The organism is Seonamhaeicola sediminis (assembly GCF_004358095.2).
GTDB classification, from domain to species: Bacteria; Bacteroidota; Bacteroidia; order Flavobacteriales; family Flavobacteriaceae; genus Seonamhaeicola; species Seonamhaeicola sediminis.
The window spans coordinates 36,845-62,401 of the sequence record NZ_SMZJ02000003.1 but is presented as its reverse complement, the minus strand read 5'-3'; the positions used below and the strand labels follow the sequence as shown (position 1 = coordinate 62,401).

Sequence of the window (25,557 nt, the reverse complement as noted above, 5' to 3'; positions counted from 1 at the left end):
TAAACTTAATTCTGAATTATTGAGATCCTGCATTAATAGTGTTTTCTCCTAAGCCTTCGGGACCTATTGAGAGGTAGCCTCCATCAACTGCTAGATTAGTGCCCGTAATAAAAGAGGCGTCATTGCTTAGTAAAAAGAGTACGGGTCTTGCCACTTCTACAGCGTTACCCATACGTCTTAACATATGAAAACGTCCCCAGATAGGATCCCATTTTTCTCGACCGCCTCCATCTAGATTAGCAGCTTTATCTGTTTCATGAGTCCATATCCAACCAGGATCTATACTGTTTACTCGTATGTTATGAGGAGCAAAATCTAGAGCTTGGCATTTAGTTAATTGGTTTACAGCTCCTTTTGATGCATTATAAGTCCACCTATCTTTTTGAGCAATATGAGCAGAAATGCTTGAAATATTTACAATAGCACCTCCACCAGATTTTTTCATATAGGGGTAAACCTCTTGTGCCATTTTTGCATAGGCTAAAGGGCCTACTTTAAAACTTCTCATCCAATCTTTAGTTTCGGCATTGATGCCTGCTGCAGTAAAAGAGAAAGCATTATTTATTAAATAGTCAATTCTTCCATATTTTTTTATGGTTTCATCTATAGTGGATTTGCAAAACTCTTCATCTCCCATATCTCCCATTAAAAATGTGGTGTCGTAGTTGTTTTCAATGTCATTCTCTTGTTTTATTTTACCTAAATCGTTTATGTCAGTAAATAAAACTTTACCACCTTCTTTACATAATTCTTCTGTAATAGCTCTTCCTAAACCAGAAGCGCCACCAGTAACAATAGTAACTTTACCTTCAAACCTTTGTGGAACAAATTCATGGTTGCTTTTATATAATGTATTGCTCATACCAGTATTATTTTATAGGTTATAAAAACGAATTGCATTTGTTTTAAAAACTTTATCACGCTCTTCTTCACTTAAACTTTCTGTTAACGAAACTGCTGTTTTAAACCATTTTGACCAAGAAGAGGCACGAAGTACGTGAGGCCAATCGCTACCCCATATTAATTTTTCCGGACCAAAAACATCAATCACTATATCTGAATACGGTCTCAAATCATCAATATCCCAGAGATCTAAATTGGCATTACAGACTAGGTTTGAAAATTTACAGTAGTGTGGTCCAGAATTAGCAAAGGCTTTTAGGTGTTGTCTCCAAGGATATAATTGCTTGTTAACTATACTTGGATTACCTATGTGGTTTAATATAAATATTGTGTCATGACACTTTTCTACAAGTTTTAAAACAGCAGGAAAGTGTTTTGGATCTATAGTTAATTCAAAGTGTAGATTGTTTTTTCCTAAGAGTTTAACGGCTTCAATAAAATCGGGACTTATACAAAAATTTAAATCTTCTTCTGGTTGTATTAACTGTCTAACTCCTTTTATTTTTTGGTTTTCTGCAAATTTTTCTAATACTTCCGCTACTGCGTTTCCTATATGTAAAGGTGCCCAAGGTATTATTGCAGACAGTCTCTCGTCCTTTTCTGAAAGTGCTTGAACCCATTCCACTTCTTTTAAAAATTGAGAAGGTTTGCATTCAGCTTGAACAAAAATCATTTTTTCAATAGATTGTTCTGCTGTAGCCTTATTATAATCTGATAAGGAAAAAGTTCTATTGATTTTAGGAAATTGATTTAACCAAGGATAATTTAAATGCTTTATATCCCATAGATGAATATGCGCGTCAATTATTGATGAATTTTTCATAGTTCTATTTTCATATTAAACTTTTATCCATTCATCACATAAGTTGAATATCCCAGTAGGGAAAAGGCTAAACACAATACCAAAATTCCTGTTATCATAATTCGGCGAGGTGCTACTCCAGAGTTTTTCCATTCGCCACCTAAAGCACCTGCTAAATTCCCTGCTAGAATAGATGCCAATATCATCATTGGAAAGCCTGCATAAGCGCCATAAGGTCCCATGGCATTTGCGCCAATACCATAAATAATAATACCTCCAGGCCATGCTAAACCCATAAAAATTGCACCTATCCACTCTCTAGAAAAACTGCCTTTAGATAAGTTTTTTAGCGTTCCTTTTTTCATCATCATATAAAAACCGAAAAAAGTGTTAATGGAAAAATTAGCTGTAAACACAAGGCTCCAAATTGCAAAACTTGTTGCATAGTCTTGTACCTGCATTTTTGAAGCCTCCTCCGTTATTGGAGTGCCAATAATAAATGCAAAATTAACGGCAGCCGAAAGGATGCCAGAAACTAAACAAAATAAGATGCCAATACGAAATGTTCCAGTTTTTTTATGGTCTTTGGTATTTAAAGCCTCTTCTTTCTTTTGACCAGCAATTGATATTATTACTACACCTATAATCATTACAATAATGGCCAATATTAATATATAGCCACCTGTTGTTAAGAGTTTATGAGGTTCAAATACAGATAGTGGTACAATTGAGCCAAAAACGTTAATAAGCCCCATAAGTATTGATACACCTAAAGCCATCCCAAGAGCAGCAATGGCCCGCCCCCAGTATATTCCTCCAATGCCCCATAAAATCCCACACGAAATAACACTGATTAATACTGAATTAGGAATAGCGCTATATAATTCCCATAAATTATCTACAAAAAGATATGACAAAGGCCAGGGTAATAACAAAAGTGCAAGAAGCGACCCAACCCCCCATATATTCTCAAACTCCCATGTCTTTACTTTAGTAACTGGTATTGAAAAAAGACCTTCTAAAATTCCTCCCAATGCTACGAGTAATACACCTACTAAAAATGCCATATCCATATACTTGATTATTATATTGTATTTATACTACAAAGTGGTTTTGACGGCGCGTATAAATTCATCACTATTCATTAATCATTCTATAAATCTTCCCATCTGCTTTGGTAAACATATACATGTTTCCATCACAATCTTGACCTAACCTAAGGTCTATACGACGTTTATTGGTAAGCTGTCCAAAATCTGTTTGCTTTCCTTTAAAAACTATATTCAACTTTTTAATATTCCTTTTGTCAGTGTTGGCTTCTGAAAGATCTGCTATATAAACAGTACCCTCTGGAATATCTCCAAAAATGTATTTCCCCTTAAATGTAGCTGTATTAGAAAAGAACCCCCCGCTAATAGCTGAACCATCATCATGATCATATTGAATTACAGGATATGTAACACCAAAATCGGCATCGTTATCTGGTAAAGGATACGCTAAACTTTGATTTCCATTAGGGTCTACTAAAAACCTACCTTCTCTAATAGGCCAGCCATAAAACTTACCTGGTTCTATAATGTTTACTTCCTCCGCTATATTATGCCCAATATCGCTGGCATACATTTGTCCTTCTGCATTCCAGCAAATTCTATTAGGGTTTCGTAACCCATAAACCCAAACTTCCCTTTTCTTGTTATTTGCATTTACAAACGGATTATCTTTTGGAACGCCGTATTTACCATTATCACTATTATTGCCCCTAGGGTCTATTCTCAAAATTGTGCCCCAAACTTGAGCCCCATCATGTAAGGCTATTTTTGGAAAACCATAAGCAACACTACCTCCATCTCCAACACCAATGTATAGCATGCCATAGTCTGGATCATCTTTTGAGCTATGTGGATTAAAAGTAATTTCTTGAATACCATGCATTATAGTAACAAAATCAATACGCAAAAGCTCTCGAATTGAACCTTCAAAAACTGAACTTTTTGGGTCTTTACTTTTCCATTCTTTAATAACCCATTGTAGTTTTACAGGAATACTATCTGGAAGCGAAAAATCAGCTTTTGCTTTATGTAATTTTTCTGAATGTGCAGTATAAAACAATCCGTTTTTTGAAAAGTCTGGATGAAAAGCAAAACTCCCAAACCCAGTACCTAGTCCTGGTTCAGGCATAAAACTATCGTGATATTTAGAGATTGAAGCATATAATTCTGGCTTATCACCTTTCAATTCATAAAGCATTCCTCTTAAATCGTTAATAAAAACGCGCTCCGTATTAGTAGTGCATGCCATCTTATTTATTCGAGCTAAGGGACCGTTTTTCGAAGAAGCAGGTACTTGGGCTACAAACTCTATATGAGCTTTAGCTTCAGAATAAACGAGCGTGTCTTTAATTGGGTTGTCTATAACGTCTTCTAAATTTTTATTACCAGGCGCTTCCTTCTTTAAATAAGAATTCATGTAACTTAGAAGTTCGTCAAATTCCTTTTCGGATAAATATGAAAACTCCGGCATAAATGTTTTATATTTTTGATGTAAAGCTTTTGCCCTTGGATCCTTTTGAGATATCATCTTAAATGGGTTCTTAATAAATTCTTTTATCCACGCTTCACTAACTTCTTTTGTAATCCCACTAAGATTAGGCCCTATGGCGTCCTTTTTAAAGTTATGGCAGTGACTACATTTTTCCTCAAAAATTAATTTTCCGTTTTGTATGTCCTCCGTGTTAATACTTATAGTACTACTATATTCATGTTTTGGCTCTGATTTACAGTTGCAAAGCACTACTACTAATAGTAAAATGTAGAAGAATCTTGTTTTAAATACTGTCTTGATACTGTTCAACCTCTTAGAAATAAAAATTATATCTCAGATTTAAACTTGTAACTTCCAGATCCGATTTCATAAACCTTATATTCTCCTTCTTGTTTTAAGAACTTTATAAATTTTGAATCAATTTTACTACCAGATTCAGATACAACGCTTCCCTTTTTAGATGGTAAGTAAACGTTAGCTGAGGTGTTTACTGGTATATCTAATTCTAGATTAAAACTTGAACCATCAATTGACCAAGAAGAAACAATATCCCCATTGATAGAAGCGTATTTAGCGTTAACACTTGTCAATGCCTTATTACCTAATTTTGGCTTTATTACTATGTTGCTAAAACCAGCATCTTTTGTATTGATTCCTGCTATATCACTAAATAAGAATTGAGAAAAAGCACCAAAAGCATAGTGATTAAAAGAGTTCATTTCGGCATTCATTTCTCCGTTAAAACCATTTTCTGGTGTGTAGCTATTCCATCGTTCCCAAATTGTTGTAGCGCCATTTTTTACTTGGAATCCCCAACTAGGATAATCCTTTTTTAACAGAATTTCATAAGCCAAATCAGAGCGTCCGATAGAGGATAACGCTGGTAATAATTGCCTGATCCCTAAAATACCTGAAGATGGCAGATTATTGTTTTTAGCTAATAAATCCACAAGATGTTTTCCTGCTTTTTCTTTTAGTTCTAGAGGTAATAAATCAAAATAAATAGCTGTTGCATACGCTGATTGTGTATGACCTGTAAAGCCTCTTTCTCCTTCAAAATAGCCTTTCGCTTTTCCGTAAACAGCTTCATCTATTTGAAACTTTCCATCTTCATCTATATAGTGCTTTATAAATGCGCTAACCGATTCGTTATATAAGGCCTCATAATAGTTTGCCTTTTCTTGCTTGCCAATAGCACCACTCATTTCAGACATAATCTTTAACGCATATTGATAATGCATAGATGCAAGTATATCATGTGAAAGGTGCTTGTCCGTCATAGACAACCAATCTCCAAAACCACCTTCAGGTTTTGCGTCTGCCCAAGAATGCTCTGGGTAAAACTTATGCGCTTTACTTTTTTCTATGTGATAATCCATGAATCGGGTCATAGATTCATAATGGCTTTCTATAATTTTTGTGTCATTGTAGAATTTATACGTGTTGTAAGGCACCATTACACCAGCTTCCATCCACCCTGGAGAATACCAAACCAACTTAGGGTATGGTCGAGGCGCAAAAACAGCATAAGGCCCATTATCATATTGCGCGTCACGAACATCTGCAAACCATTTTGTATTAAACGCACCTATGTTAGCATTGTAAAGTGCAGACCTAGAGAAGATTTGTACGTCTCCGAGCCACCCCAAACGCTCATCGCGTTGCGGACTATCTGTAGGTACTTCCATAAAATTAGAATGTTGTGTCCATACCACATTTTGATACATTTTATTTAAAACCTCATCAGAAGAAGTGAACGAACTTTCAAAAGGGATTGATGACCCAAAAGGGATACCTGTAATTGTTTTTTTACTAGGTTTTGTTTTAAGACCTGTAACTTCAACATATTGAAACCCATGATATGTAAATTTAGGCTCCCAAACTTCAGTGCCTTCGCCTTTTAAAATATAGGTGTCTGTAGCGCGCGCAAACCTTAAATTTTCGGTCATTAATCTACCATCATCATGTAACCTTTCTCCAAAACGGATAACTATGGTATCGTTTTTGTTTCCTTTAACTTGTAGTCTTGCATGTCCTGCAAAGTTTTGACCTAAATTAAAAATGTACGTGTCTTTTTTAGGCTCGGTAATTTCAATGGGTTCAATTTCATTATATACTTGTATGCTGTTCCCTGAGTAGGCCTGAATAACACCTTCTGTGCCTTTGTGGATGAACACAGGTTTCCAATCTTTATCATCGTAATTGGTAGTATTCCAATTTGGAAGTTCTAAATTAGCGTTATAGGCTACCCCCATAAGTAAATCGGCATAAATGAGAGGCCCTTCATTAGCTTTCCAACTTTCATCAGAAGTTATAATATCTTTTTCGCCATTATCGTATTCAATTTCTAGTTGTGAAAGCAATCCAGGATGCAAACCATATAACTCTCTGTTTCTAGGTTTAGATAATACTTTTGGACCTACATAACCAGCATACCAAGCATCTCCTAATATAGCACCTATGGTATTTTCTCCTTCGTTTAAATGAGAAGTTACGTTGTAAGTTTTATAATAAATACGTTTATTGTAGTCACTCCAACCAGGTGTTAAAAAATCTTCACCTATTTTTTTACCATTCAAAGACATCTCAAAAGCACCAAGTGCCGTTACGTAAAGCGTAGCATTTTTTAGGTTGGCTTTGGTGGTAAATGATTTTCGTAAATATGGCGGAGGCGGTAAATGTAAAGTGTCTTTTTTGTTTTTATCAGTTGTTTTATAACCAATCCATTTTGCTTTCCAATCAGACTTATTTAGTAATCCCATGGTCCATATACTTACTTCACTCCAAGATGAAGCAACATCATTTTCATCCCAAATTCTAACTTTAAAATAGCAATGTTGTCCAGATTGCAATTCTTTACCTGCATAGCGTACTTGTGAATTTTGTGCTGACACTAATTTCCCAGTATCCCAGAGTGTGTTGTCGTCAGTATTTAATGATTCCTTTAAACTTGCTACTTTAATTTGGTAGGCAGTTTGTTTTTTGTTTCTTCCGTTAGATGACATTGTCCAACTAATACTAGGATTTGGATCATCAATACCTATTGGACTTTCAAAATAATTAACAGTTATTTTGCTTATTGAAATGTTATCCTCTGCTTCTTTTGAACAAGAATGAAGCAGAATTATTGATAGAAATATGAGTGTGATTTTTTTCATTTATCTTTTTTAATTAATTACTAAAGAATTATTAAGAAATGATTTTAGTTCAACAAACTTATTACTAAAAATAGATTTTTGCATCCTGTCGTTTCTGTTGGAAATTCATATAAATAGGCGCTTTTTGATGCTAGGAGAAAGAAATTTTATTTCTATAAAACCTACAGAAAATAGATACTTTACAAAATATACACTAAAGATGAAATGGGGTATATCACTAAATTAAACTCAACAGGGATACCTATAAGTACTTTGTGAAACACTTAAGTTTTGATGTCAGTAAAAATCATGATTTAAGATTTCAAGATTAAATCTTTACCTAAACCAAAAAATAAAAAGACATGTTCTTCTCACAGAAGCAACAGGATGCTTTTTCATTTCATTTATATTAATATTGTTACAGCTAAATTGTAAAGATTAATGAATGGATTTAGTTGAGATTTTTAAAAATGACATAATGAAAAAACTATTTTTTTTACTTTTTGTATTCATCTTAACTGTAAATTCTAATGCACAAGATAAACCAAATGTTGTATTTATTTTAGCCGATGATTTAGGGTGGAGCGATGTAACCTTATACGGAAATACTAAATTCTACGAAACGCCAAATTTAGAACGATTAGCAGCAAGAGGCGTAACGTATACTAATGCCTATGCCGCAAGCCCTTTGTGTTCTCCAACTAGGTCTAGTATTTTAACAGGGCAAACACCTTTACGAACAGGTATTACCGCGCCAACAGCACACCTAGAAAAAGAATTGCTTAAGGCATCGCTTGAAGAAAACCCAAATAGTGAGAATAAGGCAGTAAATTGTATTTCGGTATCGCGATTAGATAATAAACTCCCCACTTTAGTAAAGCAATTTAAAAAGGCAGGCTATTCTACGGCACATTTTGGAAAGTGGCATTTAGGAAGAGAACCGTATTCTCCGTTGCAACATGGTTTTGATATTGATATACCGCATTGGCCAGGTCCTGGGCCTGCAGAGAGTTTTGTGGCTCCTTGGAAATACCCTAGTTTTAAAGAAAAATATGCCCAAGAACATATAGAGGATAGAATGGCAGAGGAAGCTGTTTCTTGGTTAAGAAATGTAGATAAGTCTAAACCTTTTTTTATGAACTACTGGCAATTTTCTGTACATGCCCCTTTTGATGCCAAAGAAACCTTAAAAAAATATTATAGTTCTAAAGTAGACCTAACAGATTTGCAACATTCTTCTACATATGCAGCTATGATACATTCTTTAGACCAAGCAGTAGGGAGATTGTTAGATGAGATTGACAGATTAGGTCTTGCAGATAATACCATTATTGTTTTTACAAGTGACAACGGTGGAAACATGTATAATGGCATCATTGATTTTTTACCCTCAGGAGAAAAATATATTACTCCACCAACAAGTAATAGGCCTTTACGAGGGGGGAAAGCAACCTTGTATGAGGGCGGTATTAGAGTACCAACTATAATATCTTGTCCAGGTGTAGCAACTCCTAGAACAAAATCAGATCAAATAATCCAATCTATAGATTTTTATCCAACACTTTTAAATCTAACAAATATACCTCTGCCCAAAGATCATATTGTTGATGGTATGGATATAACACCTACGTTAAAAGGAGAAACCATCGAAAGAGATGGGATTATTACATTTTTTCCTCATCAACCAAAGGTACCAGATTGGTTGCCGGCTTCAATTTCTGTTCGTTCAGGAGATTGGAAATTAATTCGAATCTTTCACTTAGGTAAAGATTTTAAACACGGTTATCGACTTTATAACTTAAAATGGGATATTGGCGAACAAAATGACCTTTCTGAGGTATACCCTGAAAAAATAATCGAACTAGATAAAATAATTGAAAATCGTATAGCTGAATCTAATGCTGTAATACCTATACCAAATAAGACATTTGACCCTTCCAAATTCGCTCTAGAAAGTATTGGTGTACAAGCAGGGGGTTATAAAGGTGTAAAAAAGATAGAACTTAATTAAAACATACTCTTTTTTAATCTATTTATTAGACTAATAAATAAACACTCAAGATTATTTAGATACTACAAACAACTAGCATTTCAGTCGTTAATTAAAGTCATAGAGAGAGATATTAGTTTCTTTATAAACCCTTCTAGATAGTTGATTTCTTAATCATAAAGGTTGCTAGACTTACACATTTACCCCCTAAATTAAAAACATATACCCCTGTAAAAGTAGCCATTTACCCCCTTATCAAAAACATATCTCCTTAAGGAAGCAGCAAGAACATTATAATATTGTAGTAAACATTTTTCACTAGAACGCAACATGTTTACCAACTAAATATTCTAACACTCTAACTTTTAAACTTTAATAAAATGGAAATAGCAGAATTTATTAAAATCGATGACCAATCAAGAGAATCTAAATATGAGCAAATTGTTAAATCTATAATTCATAATATTTCCGTTGGAAATTTAGTTATGGATCAAAAAATTCCATCAATCAATAGTTTTAGCGAAAATTTATTTGTGTCTCGTGACACCGTTGAAAAAGCATATAATATTTTAAAAGAGCGCAATGTCATTTCTTCTATAAGGGGCAAAGGTTTTTACATAGCAAGAACAGAACTTATATCTAAGATTAATATTTTATTTTTAATTAATAAGTTGAGTGCTTATAAAATGAAAATATATAATGCCTTTGCTGATTCTATTGGAGAAAATGCACATACAGATATCCATATTTATAATGGAGATGAAACACTATTTTTAAACCTACTGGACAAGCACAAATTGTCTTATGATTATTATGTGATTATGCCTCATTTTAAAACAGAGAATTTGGAGCACACTAGCATGACTCCAAAAGTTTCTAATGCTTTAAAGAAAATACCAGAGAACAAACTCATTTTAATGGATAATGCGTTAGAATCAAATCAAAACCAGATTATAACAGTATATCAAGATTTCGAGAAGGATATATACGGTGCATTGACAGAAGGGCTACACATATTAAAAAAATACCAAAAAATAATATTGGTATATCCCCAAGAATCAATTTACCCATATCCTAGAAGAATTTTTTATGGCTTTAGAAGGTTTTGTGACACACATCAATTTGATTTTGAGATAATAGACGAAGTATCTCTTGACATGAACATAAATAAAGGAGATTTATACATTATTATCGAAGAGTCGGAATTGGTTACTTTTGTAGAACAAGCGAGAGAGAAAGAATTTAAACTTGGAGAAGACATTGGTGTTATTTCTTATAACGATACACCTCTTAAAAATCTTTTTGGAATTTCAGTAGTATCTACAGACTTTAATGTTATGGGAGATATGGCGGCCAAAATGATTTTAAACAAGGAAAGAGGAAAATATAAAGTACCTTTCAATTTTATCCATAGAGCATCTGCATAAAATAGTTGTTTCAAATTTTTACTAAAAGATAAAACTTATTTATCATACTTTAATTGGGCATTAGGTTAGTTCTATTCTTTTACTTTTTAAAATCACATCTTAAGTTGTTTTTTGGAGCATTAACTTAAATCTAAATATATAGTTTTAGACACACGAATGATTGTTTTATGATTTTAGTTTATAAGCTCAGATTCAATATTTCAAATTAAAACGACTTGATAGAATTTGTGTTTTATCAAGGTAAATTAGAAATTGTTTATACTTATATTTAGCAAAGTATTTAACAAAGGTTTTTAACTATAAATGATTTTATCCATAAGAAAGTTTTACTTTACGGTCTTTTTTTTACTCATTTATACCTCTATGTTTTCGCAATGGCGGTTACATCAAACGGGTGCAGAAGAAGGGTTATCCCATAATAGGGTTACTAGCATTATTCAAGACAAGAACGGTTACTTGTGGTTTGCTACTTTAAATGGAGTTAATAAGTACGATGGCTATTCCATGAAGTTATATAACTATGGTGTAGACGATAAGGGTTTAAGTAGTAGTGTTATACTTAAGCTGTTTGAAGATAAAGATGGATATATATGGGTAGGAACCATAGCGGGTCTTAATAGAATAAATCCAGATACAGGAATTATTAATACTTATTTTGAGACAGGTGCTAACCCTGTATTTACTGGTAAAAACAGTATATATCAGTCTGAATCGGGAATTTTCTTTATTGATTCTCTAGATGGTATAAAGCTTTTTGAAATTGATGATCAAGGTAAATTAAAATATGAGTTTTTCTTGAATAAATATGGTGGGTTTAAACTAGATATTAAAAACATTAAACCATCTGCAAATGGTAAATTTTGGTTTTTAACACCATCTAAGACTGTTAAGCTACATCAAATTGACATTGTAAGAGATGGGACAACCCCAAAACTATCTATTGATGCTACAGATTATACAGAATCATTGTTTGATAGTGAACGTACTGCTCTTGATATCTTAGAATATCCGAATAATACGTTATGGATTATAAATGAAGACCTTGAGTTGTTAAAAATAAAATTAAACGACAATTTAAAAGTTATTGAATCCAAAACAATAAATCTTAAAAACAGTATAGCTCTTAACCAATTAAAAGAGCAACGGCTTGTTAATATGTCTGGTGATAAAGAAGGTAGAATATGGATAGCAGGAAACGGATTGCTTTTAAACTATAATGATGAATCTGGAGAAATTCAAAATTTATCAAAAAACAAACAATTAAAAAACCTAATAGATAATCAAGATATTCAAAAAATCTTCATTGACAACTCCAATGTGTTGTGGTTGTGCGCTTTAACTAATGGTTTGTTTAAAATGGATTTAGAAAGTCATTCTTTTTACAATTCAACCGAGTATTTAAGTACTGAGTATTCATCACAGTTATTTAAATCTCAAATAGTTACCCTCTGCGAAGATAAAAAGGGTAATTTTTGGTTTGGAACACAGAAAGGAATTATTGCAGGTCTAGATAAAAACATATTCAGAAATAATGTTTCCAGTACATCTGTTTCCCCAATAATATATTTAGATTCAATTAGTGACATAAAAAAAAATAAAGCCACATTTTTCCCAGAAGTAAAACGCTTAATAAGTGATAGAGAAGGTGCTATATGGGTGGGCGCTTTAAATGGTTTATTTAAAATAGATTACAATGAGACATCTAAAACATATAACATTAAAGAAATTGATGGTGTAAAAGATTATTTAGGAAATAAAATAGATAGTCGGGTTTTTGCTATTGAGGAAGACAGAAAAGGAAATATCTGGTTTGGGCCTTGGGAAAAAGGTTTAATAAAAATGAGTTTTAATAAGGAAACCAACTCCTACTACACCACTAATTACAATGCATCTTTAAGAGATTCTACAAGCTTGTCTAGCAATAACATAAGGGATATTTTAGAAGACCAACAAGGTAATATTTGGGTTGGAACAGTTGACGGCTTAAATAAATTAAACCGCTCCTCTACAGGGGAAGTGACTTTTGAAAAATTTTATAGCAACCCTGAGAATCAAAATACCTTAAGTAGTAGCCATATACTAGATATTCATCAAGCTAAAAATGGTGATTTATATTTTGGTACTTACGGGGGTGGGTTAAATTGCTTAAGTTATTCAAATAAAAATGATTTTAAATTTACAAATTATACAGTTGAAAATGGTTTGCCGAGTAATGTTGTCACTCAAGTAAAAGAAGATTTTAAAGGCAACATATGGTCTATTCATACAAGACAAATTTCTAAGTTAAACCCTAGTACTGGAAAAATAATATATTTTGAAAAAGAAGATGGGTTTGATGTGGATCAATTTGTAGATAATGCCATGGAATTCACAAAATCAGGAATGATGATATGTGGTGGTGTAGGTGGATTTACATTTTTTTACCCTAATAATTTAACTGTTAATTCTCAAAAGCCGCAGGTTACACTTACAGATTTCAAACTATTTAATAAACCTGTAGGGGTGAATGAAAAAGTAGATGGTAAAATCATATTAAATAAAGGGTTAAATGAAACAGAAAAAATTGTATTACCACATCATTTAAATTCTTTTGAATTTGAATTTTCAAGCATGCACTTTTCTAACCCCAAAAAAAACAGGTACAAATTTGTTTTAGAAGGTTTTGAGGAAAATTCGCACAACACAATAGGTCAAGAGCGTAAATTTGCATCTTATACAAACGTACCTCCCGGAGATTATATTTTTAAAGTATATGGTTCTAATAGTTCTTCTGTTTGGAGTGATGTTTCTAAGGAAATAATGATAACAATTACACCGCCTTGGTACCTAACAACTACTGCAATTGTATTTTTTGTTTTGCTTTTAGGAGTCATTGGTTTTATAGTAAATAGAGTAAGATGGAATCAAATAAAGCTAAAGAATCAAATAAAATTGGAAAGTGCCTTGCATGAAAAGTCTGAAGAGATGAATCAGATGAAATTAAGGTTTTTTACAAATATTTCTCATGAATTAAGAACACCATTAACCCTTATAATAGGACCTCTACAGCAGATTATGGAGGGAAGTAATGATGCAAAATATCTACAGCGCTTAAATGCTATAATGTATAAAAATTCAACACGTCTATTAAAGCTAATTAATCAATTATTAGACTTCAGAAGTGCTGAGTCTGGTAATGTAAATTTAATAGTAGAAGAAGGTAATCTTGTAAGTTTTCTAACTGAAATTTATAACGCCTTTAAGGAAATCGCTGCCGAAAGACAAATAAATTTCAAATTCAAGTCTACTAAAAACTCTATTCAGGCATGGTTTGACAATGATAAAATTGAAAAAGTGGTATACAATTTATTATCCAACGCTTTTAAGTTTACATCTCCTGGTAAAAGCATTACATTAATTTTAGATAAAGAAAATATTGATGGTAAAGAATGTGCCATTATAAAAGTTGTTGATGAAGGGATTGGAATAGCTAGTGATGATTTATCAAGTGTATTTGAAAGGTTTTATCAAATTAAAAAAGAAAGTAATAGTATACAAACTGGTTCTGGTTTAGGCTTGGCCTATACAAAACGACTGATTGAAATTCATAAAGGCAATATTTTCATGGATAGCACTGTAGGCAAAGGAACTACCTGTACCGTCTCATTTCCTATATCTAAGGGAGAATATGAAGATGATGCCATGCTTGAAATTCATCCAAAACAGTATAATTTTAGTTTCGTTAAAAAAGAAGTAAAAGATTTTAAAAGCGACTTAATAGAGCCTCCTAAAGCCAAAATAAAAGTTGAATACACTAAGGAAACTCCAACATTATTAATAGTTGAAGATAACACAGATTTAAGAGAGTATTTATCAAATTATTTTGAAAACTATTACAAAGTTATAAGTGCTAAAAACGGACAAGAAGGTTTAGATCTAGCATTAAAATTGGGACCAGATATCATCATATCAGATTTAATGATGCCTGTAATGAATGGTGTTGAGATGTGTAAAATAATTAAAAATGACATCAATACAAGTCACATACCGGTTATAATACTTACTGCAAAACTAGGATTGGAAAATGAGAAAGAAGGACTAGAAGCAGGTGCAGATGAATTTGTGTTAAAGCCTTTCAATATGGAGATTCTGAGGCTTAGAGTCAATAATATCTTAAAAACCAAACAGCAATGGGCCGAAAAATTCAAGACAAAATCTACACCCTCTAGTTGGAAAGAATTATCCAGTAAATTAGATAAAAACTTTTTAAAGAAATCTTTTAAATTTATTGATAAAAACATTGATAATTCTGATTATTCAGTAGAAAAATTTTCATTAGATATTGGTATGAGTCGTTCTGCACTTCACAAAAAAATAAAGTCTATTACTGGTCAATCTACTTCAGAATTTATTAGAACTATCCGAATAAAAAGAGCAGCTACACTTATTCGATCTGGTCAATATTCAATAACGGAAGTTGTTTTTATGGTTGGTTTTTCAGATACCAAGTATTTTAGAACCTGTTTTAAAAAACAATTTGGACAAACACCTAGTGAGTATGTAAAGGGTTTTAAAGTAAAAGATTAAAGTGCTATGTTTTATAATCTTTTATTTGATTATTGTTCCCGAAGACTTTTTTGAAACCAAGAAATTGGTGCACTTGCCACAGAAATTAAAAGGTTGATTTTTTTCTTAATATTAACGTAAAATCATAGATGAACGGTTAAATTATTTAAAATTTTTCAAATAAAAAGTAGGAAAAATTTGTTTATTTAATTTTTTTATATACTTTTTTCGATGAAAAACGCATTTAATCGTGTTTTTTTAAATTGCTAATCTCTCTAAAATAAAATTTAATTTTTAAGTTTTTAAAAATGAGAATAGCCCAATCCCTCAACTTAAAGTACTTTTGTAACCTAGTACTTTTTTTCTTTTTTTGCACAAATTTACAGTCTCAAAACATACAGATTGAAGTCATAGGTGGTGCTTCATTGTCCCAAAATGATGTTGTTTCTATTACCGCAGGTAATGCTATCAGTTTTAGAATTACCACTACAGCTAGTAGTTGTGCTAATTTACGGGTTCAAGATATTACACTTACCAACAGTAGTGCTTTTTCATTAAGTCATTCTGGTCTTCCTCAAAATATTAAACCAGATCATTGTAAGAATGGTGATAAGTATATGGACTTTACGGTTACTAATATAAGTGGAAACTGCGGCGCTTCAACAGGTGTAACTGTATCTAGTAACAGCGACCCTGACTTTTTATTTACATTTACAATTAGTGGTGCACCAGAAATAAATGTGTTAGGAGGGAGTCCGTCTGCGGATATTATTCATGGCTCCACAACTACCAGTGCTACCAATGGTACGTATTTTGGAGTTATAGAAGCGGGGGTTTCAGAAACAAGATATTATGTTATTGCAAATACGGGTAGTTGTCCTTTGGAAGTTCAGGGGGTAATAAGTTCTTCTTCAGAATTTGCGGTATTACCATATTTAATTATGCCAGATTTGGAAACTGCAGCTCCTTTTACTGCGAACATTGACCCAGGATCATATATGGTATTACCTGTAACTTTTACGGCACCACCACTTGGGTCTGGTACTTATACATCTACTATAAGTATTTCAAATTCTGATAATACTACATATACTTTTGATGTTAGCGCAGAAATGTTCAATTTTAATATTCCTGGGCCAGGTGGAGTTACGGCCGATTTTAGATTATGGTTAAAGTCTAATAGAGGTATAAATGTGGCTTCTGGGGCAAGTGTTTCAGACTGGTTAGATTTGGGTTCTAATGGAAAAGATGCTACAACGGTATCTGGAAAAGAGCCTACATTTCTTGATACTGCAACGGATAATATCAATTTTAATCCGGTTGTTAAGTTTGAGAATGATGGTGTTTCCAAAGAGCAATATATGTACAATAGTTCAAACGGGTTTTATAGTCAGGATATTTTTATTGTTATGATTCCCGATTCAACGGTGACAAATGCTTCATCGGGGAACACCATTTTTGCCGGAATATCATCGGGTAGTGCTGGTGATATGACAGGTGTAGGTTTTGGGGATTATTCATCAGAGTTTACCAATGAAATCTTGTCATATAATCAGAATATTCCTAGTGGAGGTAGTTATAATGGAGAGGCAGAAACTAGTACCAGTAAAACCTATTCAAACGCAGGGATTATTAATATTAGAAATAATGCTTTTTCCTCGCCTACAGGACAGGAGATTTTATATAATTCTAGTACGTTGACAACTACTTCTGTTAATGATATTTCTTTTGATAATGTTGGATTTGTAGATCCGGGTCCTCCAAGTGTTGTAAATGGAACTGAATATTGGATTGGAAGAAACTACGATGTTCAGGGAAGTTTAAATGGCCGCGTTGCAGAGATTTTTACATTTGCTGAACGCGTATCGGATGTGGATAGACAAAAAATAGAATCGTATTTAGCAATTAAATATGGAATCACTCTTGGGACTTCTACAGAGGCGGAAAAAGATTATATAAATTCTTTTGGAACATCAGTTTGGGATATTTCAGCTAATACTGGATATAATTATCATGTAGCAGGAATTGGAAGGGATTCTATTTCAGACTTAAACCAAAAACAGTCTAAAACTTTAAATATGCCTAACGAAGTTACTATTGGGTTGAACGGTATTTTTTCAACTAATGGTGCTAATATTAATGAGTTTAATAAGGATGGTGATTTCTTAGTTTGGGGAAGCAATAATGATATCTTTTCTGGTACAAATACAAATACGGTAACCATTGCAACAGGCATTACAACCTCATTGACAAGAATAAATAGAAAATGGAAGATTGTAGAATCTTTGGAAGATGGTAGCAGTGATGTTGGTAATGTGTTTGTTTCTATACCATCTGCTGCTTTTAGTAGTTTTGCTTTAGGAGTAGATGAGGAATATGCATTAATTGTGGCAGATAATGCCAATTTTGCTGATACAGATATCATTGATGTTATACCATTGAAATCTGATGAGGCTTCTAATCTTCAAACTTGGTACGATTTTGATGGGACTAAATTTTTTACGTTTGGAAAGGTTTCAAAACTTGAAGAAAATCATTCTGTAAATATTGCATCTGGAGACTATTTGGTTGGAGAGTATGATTTAAACCTCAATATTAATGATTTTACTATTTCTGCTTGGGTTAAAGCTAATTCAACACAAACAAGTACTAGAACAATCATGGCTAAGGGTAGTAAACTTCAACTAAGATTAAATAGTTCTCACCAAATTGAGGTTATGGTTGATGATGATGTAACACCAAGGTTTACTTCTACAATGGTTTTGAATGATGATAAATGGCATCAAGTAACTTTTGTTTATAATAGTGGAACGATATTTCTATATGTAGATGGGGTTTTAGACAAGTCAGAACAAAACGTGGTAGCACCATCTCCAAACTACAATAGATTTTCGGTTGGTGCTATTTATGTTGATAAGAATAATATAACAAACCCTTTTTTAGGAGACATAGATGAGATATATGTATGGGATCAGGGTTTAACCCAGTCTCAGATAAGATATTTAATGAACCAAGAAATAGAAAAGGGAACAGGAGATTTTGTGACCGGAAAGTCACTGCCTCAAGACGCCTCCAGTAACGAAGTAGCTTCAATTCCATGGAGTAAACTAAAAGCATATTATGATTTCAACGCATTTTACGGTTCAACTATTGAGGGTTTAACAGATGACAGAAACTTTTTAAGATTAAAATATTTAGATAAAGATAAAACATTAGTTGAAGACCAAACTATTCCGGTGCCTTATGTGTCTGTGGCAGGTGGAGAATGGGGAAATTCAGCAACATGGGCTAATAGCTCAGACCAGATAGCTCCAAACGCTTTAAGTTTAGATGGTAGTACTTATATAGATTGGAATATTGTTGAAATAGGACATGATATTACCTCGGGAGATAAGGATATAACTGTTTTAGGTTTAATACAAACAGTTGGAACATTAACAATTGCAGACCCTGTGGTTGTTTCCCCAATTGAGAATAACGATGGACAAAGCTTAAGAGTAACACATTATTTAGAGATTGATGGTGTTATAGACTTAGTGGGGGAGTCTCAATTAATACAAGATGAAGGAAGTGTGCTTGATGCTGATAGCGGTGGCTATATTGAAAGAGATCAACAAGGTACTGCTAATGCATATAATTATAATTATTGGTCGTCTTCAGTAGGGCCTATTTCTGGTAATACTAGCACAAGAGGTACTGGTATGGCACGAGAAAACCCAAATTATACTATTTCTGGTGTTCTTAATGATGGAACAGATTCTTCTTCTTATCAAAGTATTGATTTTGATAGTAGTTATAACGCAGCCGATTCTGATACACCGTCAATACCTAGAGTTGTAAGTACTTATTGGCTTTATAAGTTTTATGGGGCTGTTGGAGATATGAGTTCTTGGACTTCTTTAAATGAAAATTCGCCATTACTTCCGGGTGAGGGCTATACAATGAAAGGTACATCTGGGTCTGTGGCCGTTAGTAACAATCAAAATTATGTATTTAAAGGGTTGCCGAACAATGGTAATATTATATTAGAATTAGATAAGTCTTCAGGAGATGTTGAGAGATTAATAGGAAATCCATATCCATGTGCTATAGATGCTGACGAATTTATATTGGATAATATTAAATCTACCGAAACTATTAATGGTGAAATAGGTAGAAATACAGATAATGTTATAAATGGAGCATTATATTTTTGGCACCATTTTGGAGATGTTGATTCTCATTACATGAAAGATTATGTTGGGGGATATGCTACTTACACACTTATGGGTGGCACTGAGGCTTATGCTACTGATGATCTTATTGACAATTCGTTGCCAGAAGTTGGAGGAGGGAAAATACCTGAAAAGTATATCCCGGTTGGGCAAGGTTTTTTTGTTAGTACCGAACTTCCTTCGGGGTTAAGTGGTACTACCTCTACAGTAGAAGGAGGAACCATTACCTTTAAAAATAGTCAACGTGTTTTTGTTAGAGAAGGATATACAGGAATAAATGATGGGTCACTATTTTTTAAGTCTAATAATAAGTCAAAGCAAGTAGAAGTTGTAAAAAAAGACTCGAGGCCTAAAATTAGATTACAGTTTGTTTCATCTAAAGGATATAAAAGACAACTTTTAATTGGAGCAGATAATCATGCTACTGATAGTTTTGATCTTGGTTATGATGCCTTATTGGTAGATATTAATAAAGATGATATGTATTGGATATTAGATGGTCAAAAATTTGTGATTCAAGGTGTGTCAAGTTTTGATAGTACTAAAGAATATCCATTAGGGTTAAATATTGAAAATAGTGGTAATGTTTTAATAAAAGTAGACTCGTTTGAGAATTATAGTGGTAATGCCTACTTATTAGATAAAGAGACTAATGAAACTTTTTTGATTAATAGTGAGGGTTTTCAAGTATCATTAAGTTCGGGAGTGTATAGTGATAGATTCTCATTAGTATTTGAACCTTCTGACGGATTTATTAGTAAGGAATCGAACGCAATTAAAGTTTCTACACAATATAATATGTTAAATTCTGAACTTAAGTTAGAAACCAATTCAATTCAAAATAAGATAATTGGTGTTCAATTATTTGATTTTCAAGGAAATAAGGTTGTGTCTGATGATTTGCATTTAGAAAACTCATCTCATACTTTAAATATTAGACCAGGAATATATGTACTTGTAATAACGACCAAAAAAGGTGTTGTCAGCAATAAGGTTGTTTTAGGAAGTGATTTTTAGTGTTTAATTGAGGGTTTAATATTATTTATAAAAAAGTAATACTGATTTTGATACCAATAGGTATTCTCATATAAATCAATGGAATTTTCAACACCCTCGGGGTTCAAAATACTATTCACCTTTTTCAAATAAAGGTTTGCATTGGAAATATCATTTATTTTATGATAAGACAACGCTAATCCTAAAAGAGCATCAAAGTCCATAGAATCAAATGCTAAGGCATTGGTGAAATCGTCAATAGCTTTGTTATATTTTCCTGAAAGAAGATGAGCAGTGCCTCTATAAAAATAGGCAAACGTGTTATTGTCATTATAGCGAAGAGATTTGGTTAAATCTTTAATTGCTTTGGTATAATTATTTATCTCCAGATAAAATACACCACGGTTGTAATAGGTGTTAGCATTTGGTGATATATATATGGCTAATATATAATCTTTCAAGGCTGCTTTTGGCATTTCAAGCGCTTTGTATGATGCCGCTCTTAGCATATAAACTTCGGGAAAATTAGGGGCTACTTTCAAAATTTCATTAAAATCTTTGATAGCGTCTTTGTACTCTTCCAAGTCATATTTAACACAAGCTAAACTATATAAGGCATCAATAAAATTGGGGTCAAGTTCAAAGGCTTTAGCATAATCATTTTTAGCTCCAACAAAATCTTTTAAACTAAATCTAGAATTACCTCTATTAAAGTAGCTGTCTGCATCAGGTTTATTTAGAATAATTTTTGAATAATCAACAATAGCTCCATTAAAATCCCCTAGGTCATTTTTAGCTAAGGCCCTTTGAAAATAGGCATCAAGGTGGTTGGGATCTAAGGCAATAGCTTCATCAAGTAGCTTTATTTTTTCTTCAGAATCAATGGTTCTAAGGGCTTTTCTGTAGAATTTATTTGCTTGCCCAAAAGACAAAATGGGAAGTGTAAATAATAAAATAAGTAGGACTCTTTTCATATGCCAGTTAAAGCATCAAATAATATGCCGCAATTTTATTGGAAAGATAGTTAAATTTTCATTCAAAAAAACAAATAAAAGTAATCAGATTTTTCTGATTACTTTTTAATATCATTGTTGAAAGTTTAATACTAGCCCAAAAAAGGGTACCTGTAATCTTCAGGCGTGACAAATGTTTCTTTTATCAATCTTGGAGAAACCCATCTCAAAAGATTTTGTGCGCTACCAGCTTTATCATTGGTTCCAGAAGCTCTGGCACCACCAAATGGCTGTTGTCCAACTACGGCTCCGGTTGGTTTGTCATTTATATAAAAGTTACCAGCGCTATTTTGTAAAATATTTGTTGCTTCAACAATAGCGTATCTATCTCTAGATAAAATAGCTCCCGTTAAGGCGTATTCACTTGTTTCATCTACAAGTTTTAAGGTTTCGGAATAATCTTCATCTTTATAAACGTAGATGGTGATTACAGGTCCAAATAACTCTGTGCACATCGTAGCATATTTGGGGTTGGAAGTTACAATAACTGTTGGCTCAATAAAGTAGCCTTTACTTTTGTTATACCCACCGCCAACAACAATGTCTGCATCACTATCAGCTTCAGCTTGGTCAATGTACTTAGCAAGTTTGTCAAAAGACCCCTCATGAATTACTGCTGTAATGAAATTGCTCATATCTTCTGGAGACCCCATTTTAAAAGAGTTCACATCTTCAATGACATAGTTTTTTACATCCTCCCATAAACTTTCTGGTATGTATGCTCTTGAGGCGGCACTACATTTTTGTCCTTGAAATTCAAAAGCACCTCTAGAAATGGCTGTTGCTACCTGTTTTGGGTTGGCAGATTTATGTGCTATTATGAAGTCTTTACCCCCGGTTTCGCCAACAATTCTAGGGTAAGTCTTATAATTGTGAATATTGTTTCCTATTTGTTTCCAAAGCTCTTTGAATATAAAGGTAGAACCCGTAAAATGCAATCCAGAAAAATCTGGACTTTCTAAAACGGTATTGGTTATCATTACTGGGTCTCCAAAAATAACATTAATAACTCCTGCAGGAACGCCAGCTTCTTTAAATACATCCATTATAACTTTTGCAGAATATATTTGGCTGTCACTTGGTTTCCAAACCACTACATTACCCATAAGTGCCATACATGCGGGTAAATTCCCTGCAATAGCTGTAAAGTTGAAAGGTGTAACAGCATAGGTGAATCCCTCTAGAGGTCTATATTCTACTCGGTTCCATGCATCACTGGTGCTCTCGGGTTGTTCAGTATATATATCAGTCATGAATTGAACGTTGAATCTTAAGAAATCTATCAATTCACATGCAGAATCAATTTCAGCTTGATGGATTGTTTTAGATTGTGCTATCATAGTTGCTGCATTTATTTTGGCTCTATAAGGTCCTGCAATTAATTCAGCAGCACGTAAAAATATGGCAGCACGTTGTTCCCATGGCATTTGAGACCAAGTTTTTCTAGCTTCCAATGCGGTTGAGATAGCTTCTTTAACATGAATTTGTTTAGCTAAATGATATGTGCCTACAATATGTTGATGATCATGCGGGGGAGACATGGTTCTAGTATTTCCTGTTTTAATATCTTTTCCATTTATATATAAGGGTACATCAATTTTATTGTTAATCATCTCTTTGTAGGCATGTAAAACAGTGTTACGCTCTGGAGAACCAGGAGCATAACTTTTTACTGTTTCATTGACTGCAATTGGCACATTAAAAAATCCTTTTCCCATATTTAATCTATTTTTGTTAAAAATAATTCAGTGAATTGACTGCAAATTTACGAATAATTTAATTGTTTGTTAAGGTGAGAACTTCTTAAATTCAAGTTAATTTTTGTTTATTTTTTGTAAGTTGCTTCACGGTATTAAGACTACAACTTTTATGTGTACGGTTACTATTATTCCTCAAGGAACAAAGAATTTTATTTTAACATCTAATAGAGATGAAGCTCCCAATAGGGTTTCTTTATCACCCGAGTTTTATCATATACAAGGTGTGAAAACGTTATTTCCTAAAGATGAACTATCTGGAGGAACTTGGATAGGGGTGAGTGAAAAGAACCGACTGGTTTGTGTATTAAACGGAGGTTTTAAAATTCATGAACGTAAAGCCAGCTATAGAAAGAGTAGAGGAGTTGTTGCTAAAGATTTTTTGATTTTAGAAAATATAATTTCTACTATTGAGGCTTATAATTTGAATGACATTGAGCCTTTCACCATGGTGCTGGTAGATTGGAGTCAAAAGTTGAAATTTATGGAATTGGTTTGGGACGGCAATAAAAAGCATTTTGAAGAATTACCAATAGCTAGCAAATTATGGTCCTCATCAACATTGTATTCTGAAAATATGAAACTAGAGCGTCAACAATGGTTTAATGATTTTAAAGCTAATAATGAGTTGAATGCCGAATCTATTTTAAGTTTTCATAACAACGCAGCTAGTGATAACAAGGATTACGGTGTTGTAATGGATAGGGGGTTTGTTAAAACAACTAGTATAACCCAAGTAGAAAAACAAGGTGATACCATAGAGATGTCATATGAAAATCTGCAAAATGGAACCATTGCAAATAAAACGTTTAATTTACCACAAATAGTTAATGAATAACACTGGAATCATTTTAACATTAGCTTACCCCGAAACTATTGTTATGGTCTCAGAGGAGTGGTTTTCACCATTTTTACGCTATTTAGGTGTTGGTAAGAAAAATTATTTAAGGGCAGGTCATGCAGCATTGGTGTTAATTGAAAAGTCTACGGGTGTGCTAGAGTATCATGATTTTGGAAGATATATTACACCAGAACCCACAGGACGCGTACGTGGTAGAGATACAGATAATGAACTTCACTTACCTCTAAAAGCTCAGATTGAAAACAATCAAATTAAGAACTTAAATAACATTTTGAAGTTTTTGGGAACTAATCCCAGACTAACGCACGGTGATGGTAAATTGGTAGCTTCAGTATGTACCGCGGTGGATTATAAAATGGCTAAAGCCCATATTACCATGATGCAGGAAAAACATTTTATACGCTATGCCGCATTTATTAAGGATGCCTGTAATTGTGCGCGTTTTGTAACAGATAGTTTGATTGCAGGGCTTACCGATAATATAGTAAAAAAAAGACTCTTAAAATCAAAATGGTTTACACCAAGTACAATAGGTAACGTGCTATTGGCAGATACTGAAAACCAAGTTTATGAAGTGTCTGAAACCGGAATAGTTTCTGAATTTAAGGGCTCTCAAAAAAGTGAAAACCTACGATGTTTTTTGGATAGATTAAAAGATCACACTCCAAATTTCATTGGTACTTTAGAGCCAAAACATCATGATGAAGTTCATGAAAGTGGGCAGTGGCTTTCTGGTATTGCGGCTGGTGCATGGTTTGAACTTCACCAAACTAAAAGGGAGTTAGAATATCGATTTAGAAGATTATCTCCTTATGGACATGTTGATGTAGATGCTCTTTTTAAAGTAGAGAATAATAGATTCTCCTATCAAGAAAGTTTTGAGTTTGTACATTACTCTAACTGTAAATTCTTCCATATTAAACAGAATGGTGCTGTTTACAGGTTTGAAAGGATTTACTAGTTTATAGCAAAAGGAGCGCTTAATTTAAAAGTAGGAATATTTACTTGAAACTTTTTGGTTGTGGTAAAGTTTACCATGGTATAATATCCTTGCATAGCGCCAAAAGGGGAAGTTAATAAACAGCCAGATGTGTAGGTATGTGATTCTCCTGGTTTTAAAACAGGTTTCTTACCAATAACACCTTCACCATCAACGATTTCTTCATTGTTAAGGGCGTCTAAAATTTCCCAATGGCGTGATTGTAATTGAACAGAGTCCTTTCCCTGGTTTTCAATGGTAATTTTATAACCAAAAGCATATTGTATTTTATAGTTTCTATAAAATGAGCCTTCAAAAGTAGTTTCTACTGAAATTTTTATGCCTTTGGTTACTTGTTGTACCATGTTAAGTATTGATATACAATAGTTTT

At 33.1% G+C, this 25,557-nt stretch carries 14 protein-coding genes; 6 read left to right on the top strand and 8 right to left on the bottom strand.

All coding sequences use genetic code 11. The annotated features are described in order from the left end of the window. Nucleotides 1-16 precede the first annotated feature (16 nt). From E1J38_RS04880 to E1J38_RS04860, 5 genes are all read right to left on the bottom strand, one after another. Nucleotides 17-862, bottom strand: a complete 846-nt coding sequence (locus E1J38_RS04880) for an SDR family oxidoreductase (protein WP_133356056.1) — start codon at nt 860-862, stop codon at nt 17-19. 12 nt (nt 863-874) lie between these two features. Further along, nucleotides 875-1,726: an amidohydrolase family protein gene (locus tag E1J38_RS04875; protein ID WP_133356055.1), complete on the bottom strand. Its 852-nt coding sequence runs from the start codon at nt 1,724-1,726 to the stop codon at nt 875-877. Nucleotides 1,727-1,749: 23 nt separating this feature from the next. Beyond that, on the bottom strand, nt 1,750-2,772 hold the full coding sequence (locus E1J38_RS04870; protein WP_186525821.1) for an L-rhamnose/proton symporter RhaT: 1,023 nt from the start codon (nt 2,770-2,772) through the stop codon (nt 1,750-1,752). A gap of 70 nt (nt 2,773-2,842) precedes the next feature. Beyond that, nucleotides 2,843-4,555, bottom strand: coding sequence for a PQQ-dependent sugar dehydrogenase (locus E1J38_RS04865; protein ID WP_133356053.1), 1,713 nt, complete (start codon nt 4,553-4,555; stop codon nt 2,843-2,845). A 17-nt stretch (nt 4,556-4,572) separates the two neighbouring features. Continuing rightward, nucleotides 4,573-7,404 (bottom strand): alpha-L-rhamnosidase, encoded by a 2,832-nt coding sequence (locus tag E1J38_RS04860; protein ID WP_133356052.1) that lies wholly within the window; start codon nt 7,402-7,404, stop codon nt 4,573-4,575. Between the two features lie 457 nt (nt 7,405-7,861). On the opposite strand from E1J38_RS04860, the gene E1J38_RS04855 reads away from it, so the two are divergent. The 4 genes from E1J38_RS04855 to E1J38_RS04840 all read left to right on the top strand — a co-directional run bounded on the left by E1J38_RS04855 (nt 7,862) and on the right by E1J38_RS04840 (nt 20,576). Beyond that, complete coding sequence (locus tag E1J38_RS04855; RefSeq protein WP_133356051.1) at nt 7,862-9,394, top strand: sulfatase; 1,533 nt, start codon at nt 7,862-7,864, stop codon at nt 9,392-9,394. A 359-nt stretch (nt 9,395-9,753) separates the two neighbouring features. Further along, entirely contained in the window at nt 9,754-10,800 is a 1,047-nt protein-coding gene (locus tag E1J38_RS04850) for a GntR family transcriptional regulator (RefSeq protein ID WP_186525820.1), read from the top strand. Between the two features lie 303 nt (nt 10,801-11,103). Continuing rightward, nucleotides 11,104-15,366, top strand: a complete 4,263-nt coding sequence (locus E1J38_RS04845) for a hybrid sensor histidine kinase/response regulator transcription factor (protein WP_133356050.1) — start codon at nt 11,104-11,106, stop codon at nt 15,364-15,366. 287 nt (nt 15,367-15,653) lie between these two features. Further along, nucleotides 15,654-20,576 (top strand): DUF8202 domain-containing protein, encoded by a 4,923-nt coding sequence (locus tag E1J38_RS04840; protein WP_133356049.1) that lies wholly within the window; start codon nt 15,654-15,656, stop codon nt 20,574-20,576. On the opposite strand, the gene E1J38_RS04835 is transcribed toward E1J38_RS04840, so the two are convergent. Beyond that, entirely contained in the window at nt 20,573-21,529 is a 957-nt protein-coding gene (locus E1J38_RS04835; RefSeq protein ID WP_133356048.1) for a tetratricopeptide repeat protein, read from the bottom strand. The two genes, E1J38_RS04840 and E1J38_RS04835, sit on opposite strands and share 4 nt — an antisense overlap. 131 nt (nt 21,530-21,660) lie before the next feature. Beyond that, the gene (pruA, locus tag E1J38_RS04830) at nt 21,661-23,286 is read right to left on the bottom strand and encodes an L-glutamate gamma-semialdehyde dehydrogenase (RefSeq protein ID WP_133356047.1); all 1,626 of its coding nucleotides are present in this window, start codon (nt 23,284-23,286) and stop codon (nt 21,661-21,663) included. A 151-nt stretch (nt 23,287-23,437) separates the two neighbouring features. Here pruA and E1J38_RS04825 point away from each other — a divergent pair, with 151 nt between their 5' ends. Both E1J38_RS04825 and E1J38_RS04820 read left to right on the top strand, forming a co-directional pair. Next, nucleotides 23,438-24,163 carry an NRDE family protein gene (locus E1J38_RS04825; RefSeq protein ID WP_133356046.1) on the top strand — a complete coding sequence of 242 codons (726 nt, stop codon included), beginning with the start codon at nt 23,438-23,440 and terminating at the stop codon, nt 24,161-24,163. Beyond that, entirely contained in the window at nt 24,156-25,148 is a 993-nt protein-coding gene (locus E1J38_RS04820; RefSeq protein ID WP_133356045.1) for a DUF6695 family protein, read from the top strand. Before E1J38_RS04825 ends, E1J38_RS04820 begins: the two co-directional genes overlap by 8 nt. Here E1J38_RS04820 and apaG read toward each other — a convergent pair. Then, nucleotides 25,145-25,531, bottom strand: a complete 387-nt coding sequence (gene apaG / locus E1J38_RS04815) for a Co2+/Mg2+ efflux facilitator ApaG/CorD (protein WP_133356044.1) — start codon at nt 25,529-25,531, stop codon at nt 25,145-25,147. The genes E1J38_RS04820 and apaG overlap by 4 nt on opposite strands. Between the last annotated feature and the right edge of the window lie 26 nt (nt 25,532-25,557).

What these genes read in the sequence shown, in the direction of transcription:
- E1J38_RS04850 (WP_186525820.1), top strand. Translation starts at nt 9,754, where the DNA reads ATGGAAATAGCAGAATTTATTAAAATCGATGACCAATCAAGAGAATCT.
- E1J38_RS04835 (WP_133356048.1), bottom strand. Translation starts at nt 21,529, where the DNA reads ATGAAAAGAGTCCTACTTATTTTATTATTTACACTTCCCATTTTGTCT.
- E1J38_RS04845 (WP_133356050.1), top strand. Translation starts at nt 11,104, where the DNA reads ATGATTTTATCCATAAGAAAGTTTTACTTTACGGTCTTTTTTTTACTC.
- E1J38_RS04855 (WP_133356051.1), top strand. Translation starts at nt 7,862, where the DNA reads ATGAAAAAACTATTTTTTTTACTTTTTGTATTCATCTTAACTGTAAAT.
- E1J38_RS04875 (WP_133356055.1), bottom strand. Translation starts at nt 1,726, where the DNA reads ATGAAAAATTCATCAATAATTGACGCGCATATTCATCTATGGGATATA.
- E1J38_RS04840 (WP_133356049.1), top strand. Translation starts at nt 15,654, where the DNA reads ATGAGAATAGCCCAATCCCTCAACTTAAAGTACTTTTGTAACCTAGTA.
- pruA (WP_133356047.1), bottom strand. Translation starts at nt 23,286, where the DNA reads ATGGGAAAAGGATTTTTTAATGTGCCAATTGCAGTCAATGAAACAGTA.
- E1J38_RS04870 (WP_186525821.1), bottom strand. Translation starts at nt 2,772, where the DNA reads ATGGCATTTTTAGTAGGTGTATTACTCGTAGCATTGGGAGGAATTTTA.
- E1J38_RS04825 (WP_133356046.1), top strand. Translation starts at nt 23,438, where the DNA reads ATGTGTACGGTTACTATTATTCCTCAAGGAACAAAGAATTTTATTTTA.
- E1J38_RS04880 (WP_133356056.1), bottom strand. Translation starts at nt 862, where the DNA reads ATGAGCAATACATTATATAAAAGCAACCATGAATTTGTTCCACAAAGG.
- apaG (WP_133356044.1), bottom strand. Translation starts at nt 25,531, where the DNA reads ATGGTACAACAAGTAACCAAAGGCATAAAAATTTCAGTAGAAACTACT.
- E1J38_RS04860 (WP_133356052.1), bottom strand. Translation starts at nt 7,404, where the DNA reads ATGAAAAAAATCACACTCATATTTCTATCAATAATTCTGCTTCATTCT.
- E1J38_RS04820 (WP_133356045.1), top strand. Translation starts at nt 24,156, where the DNA reads ATGAATAACACTGGAATCATTTTAACATTAGCTTACCCCGAAACTATT.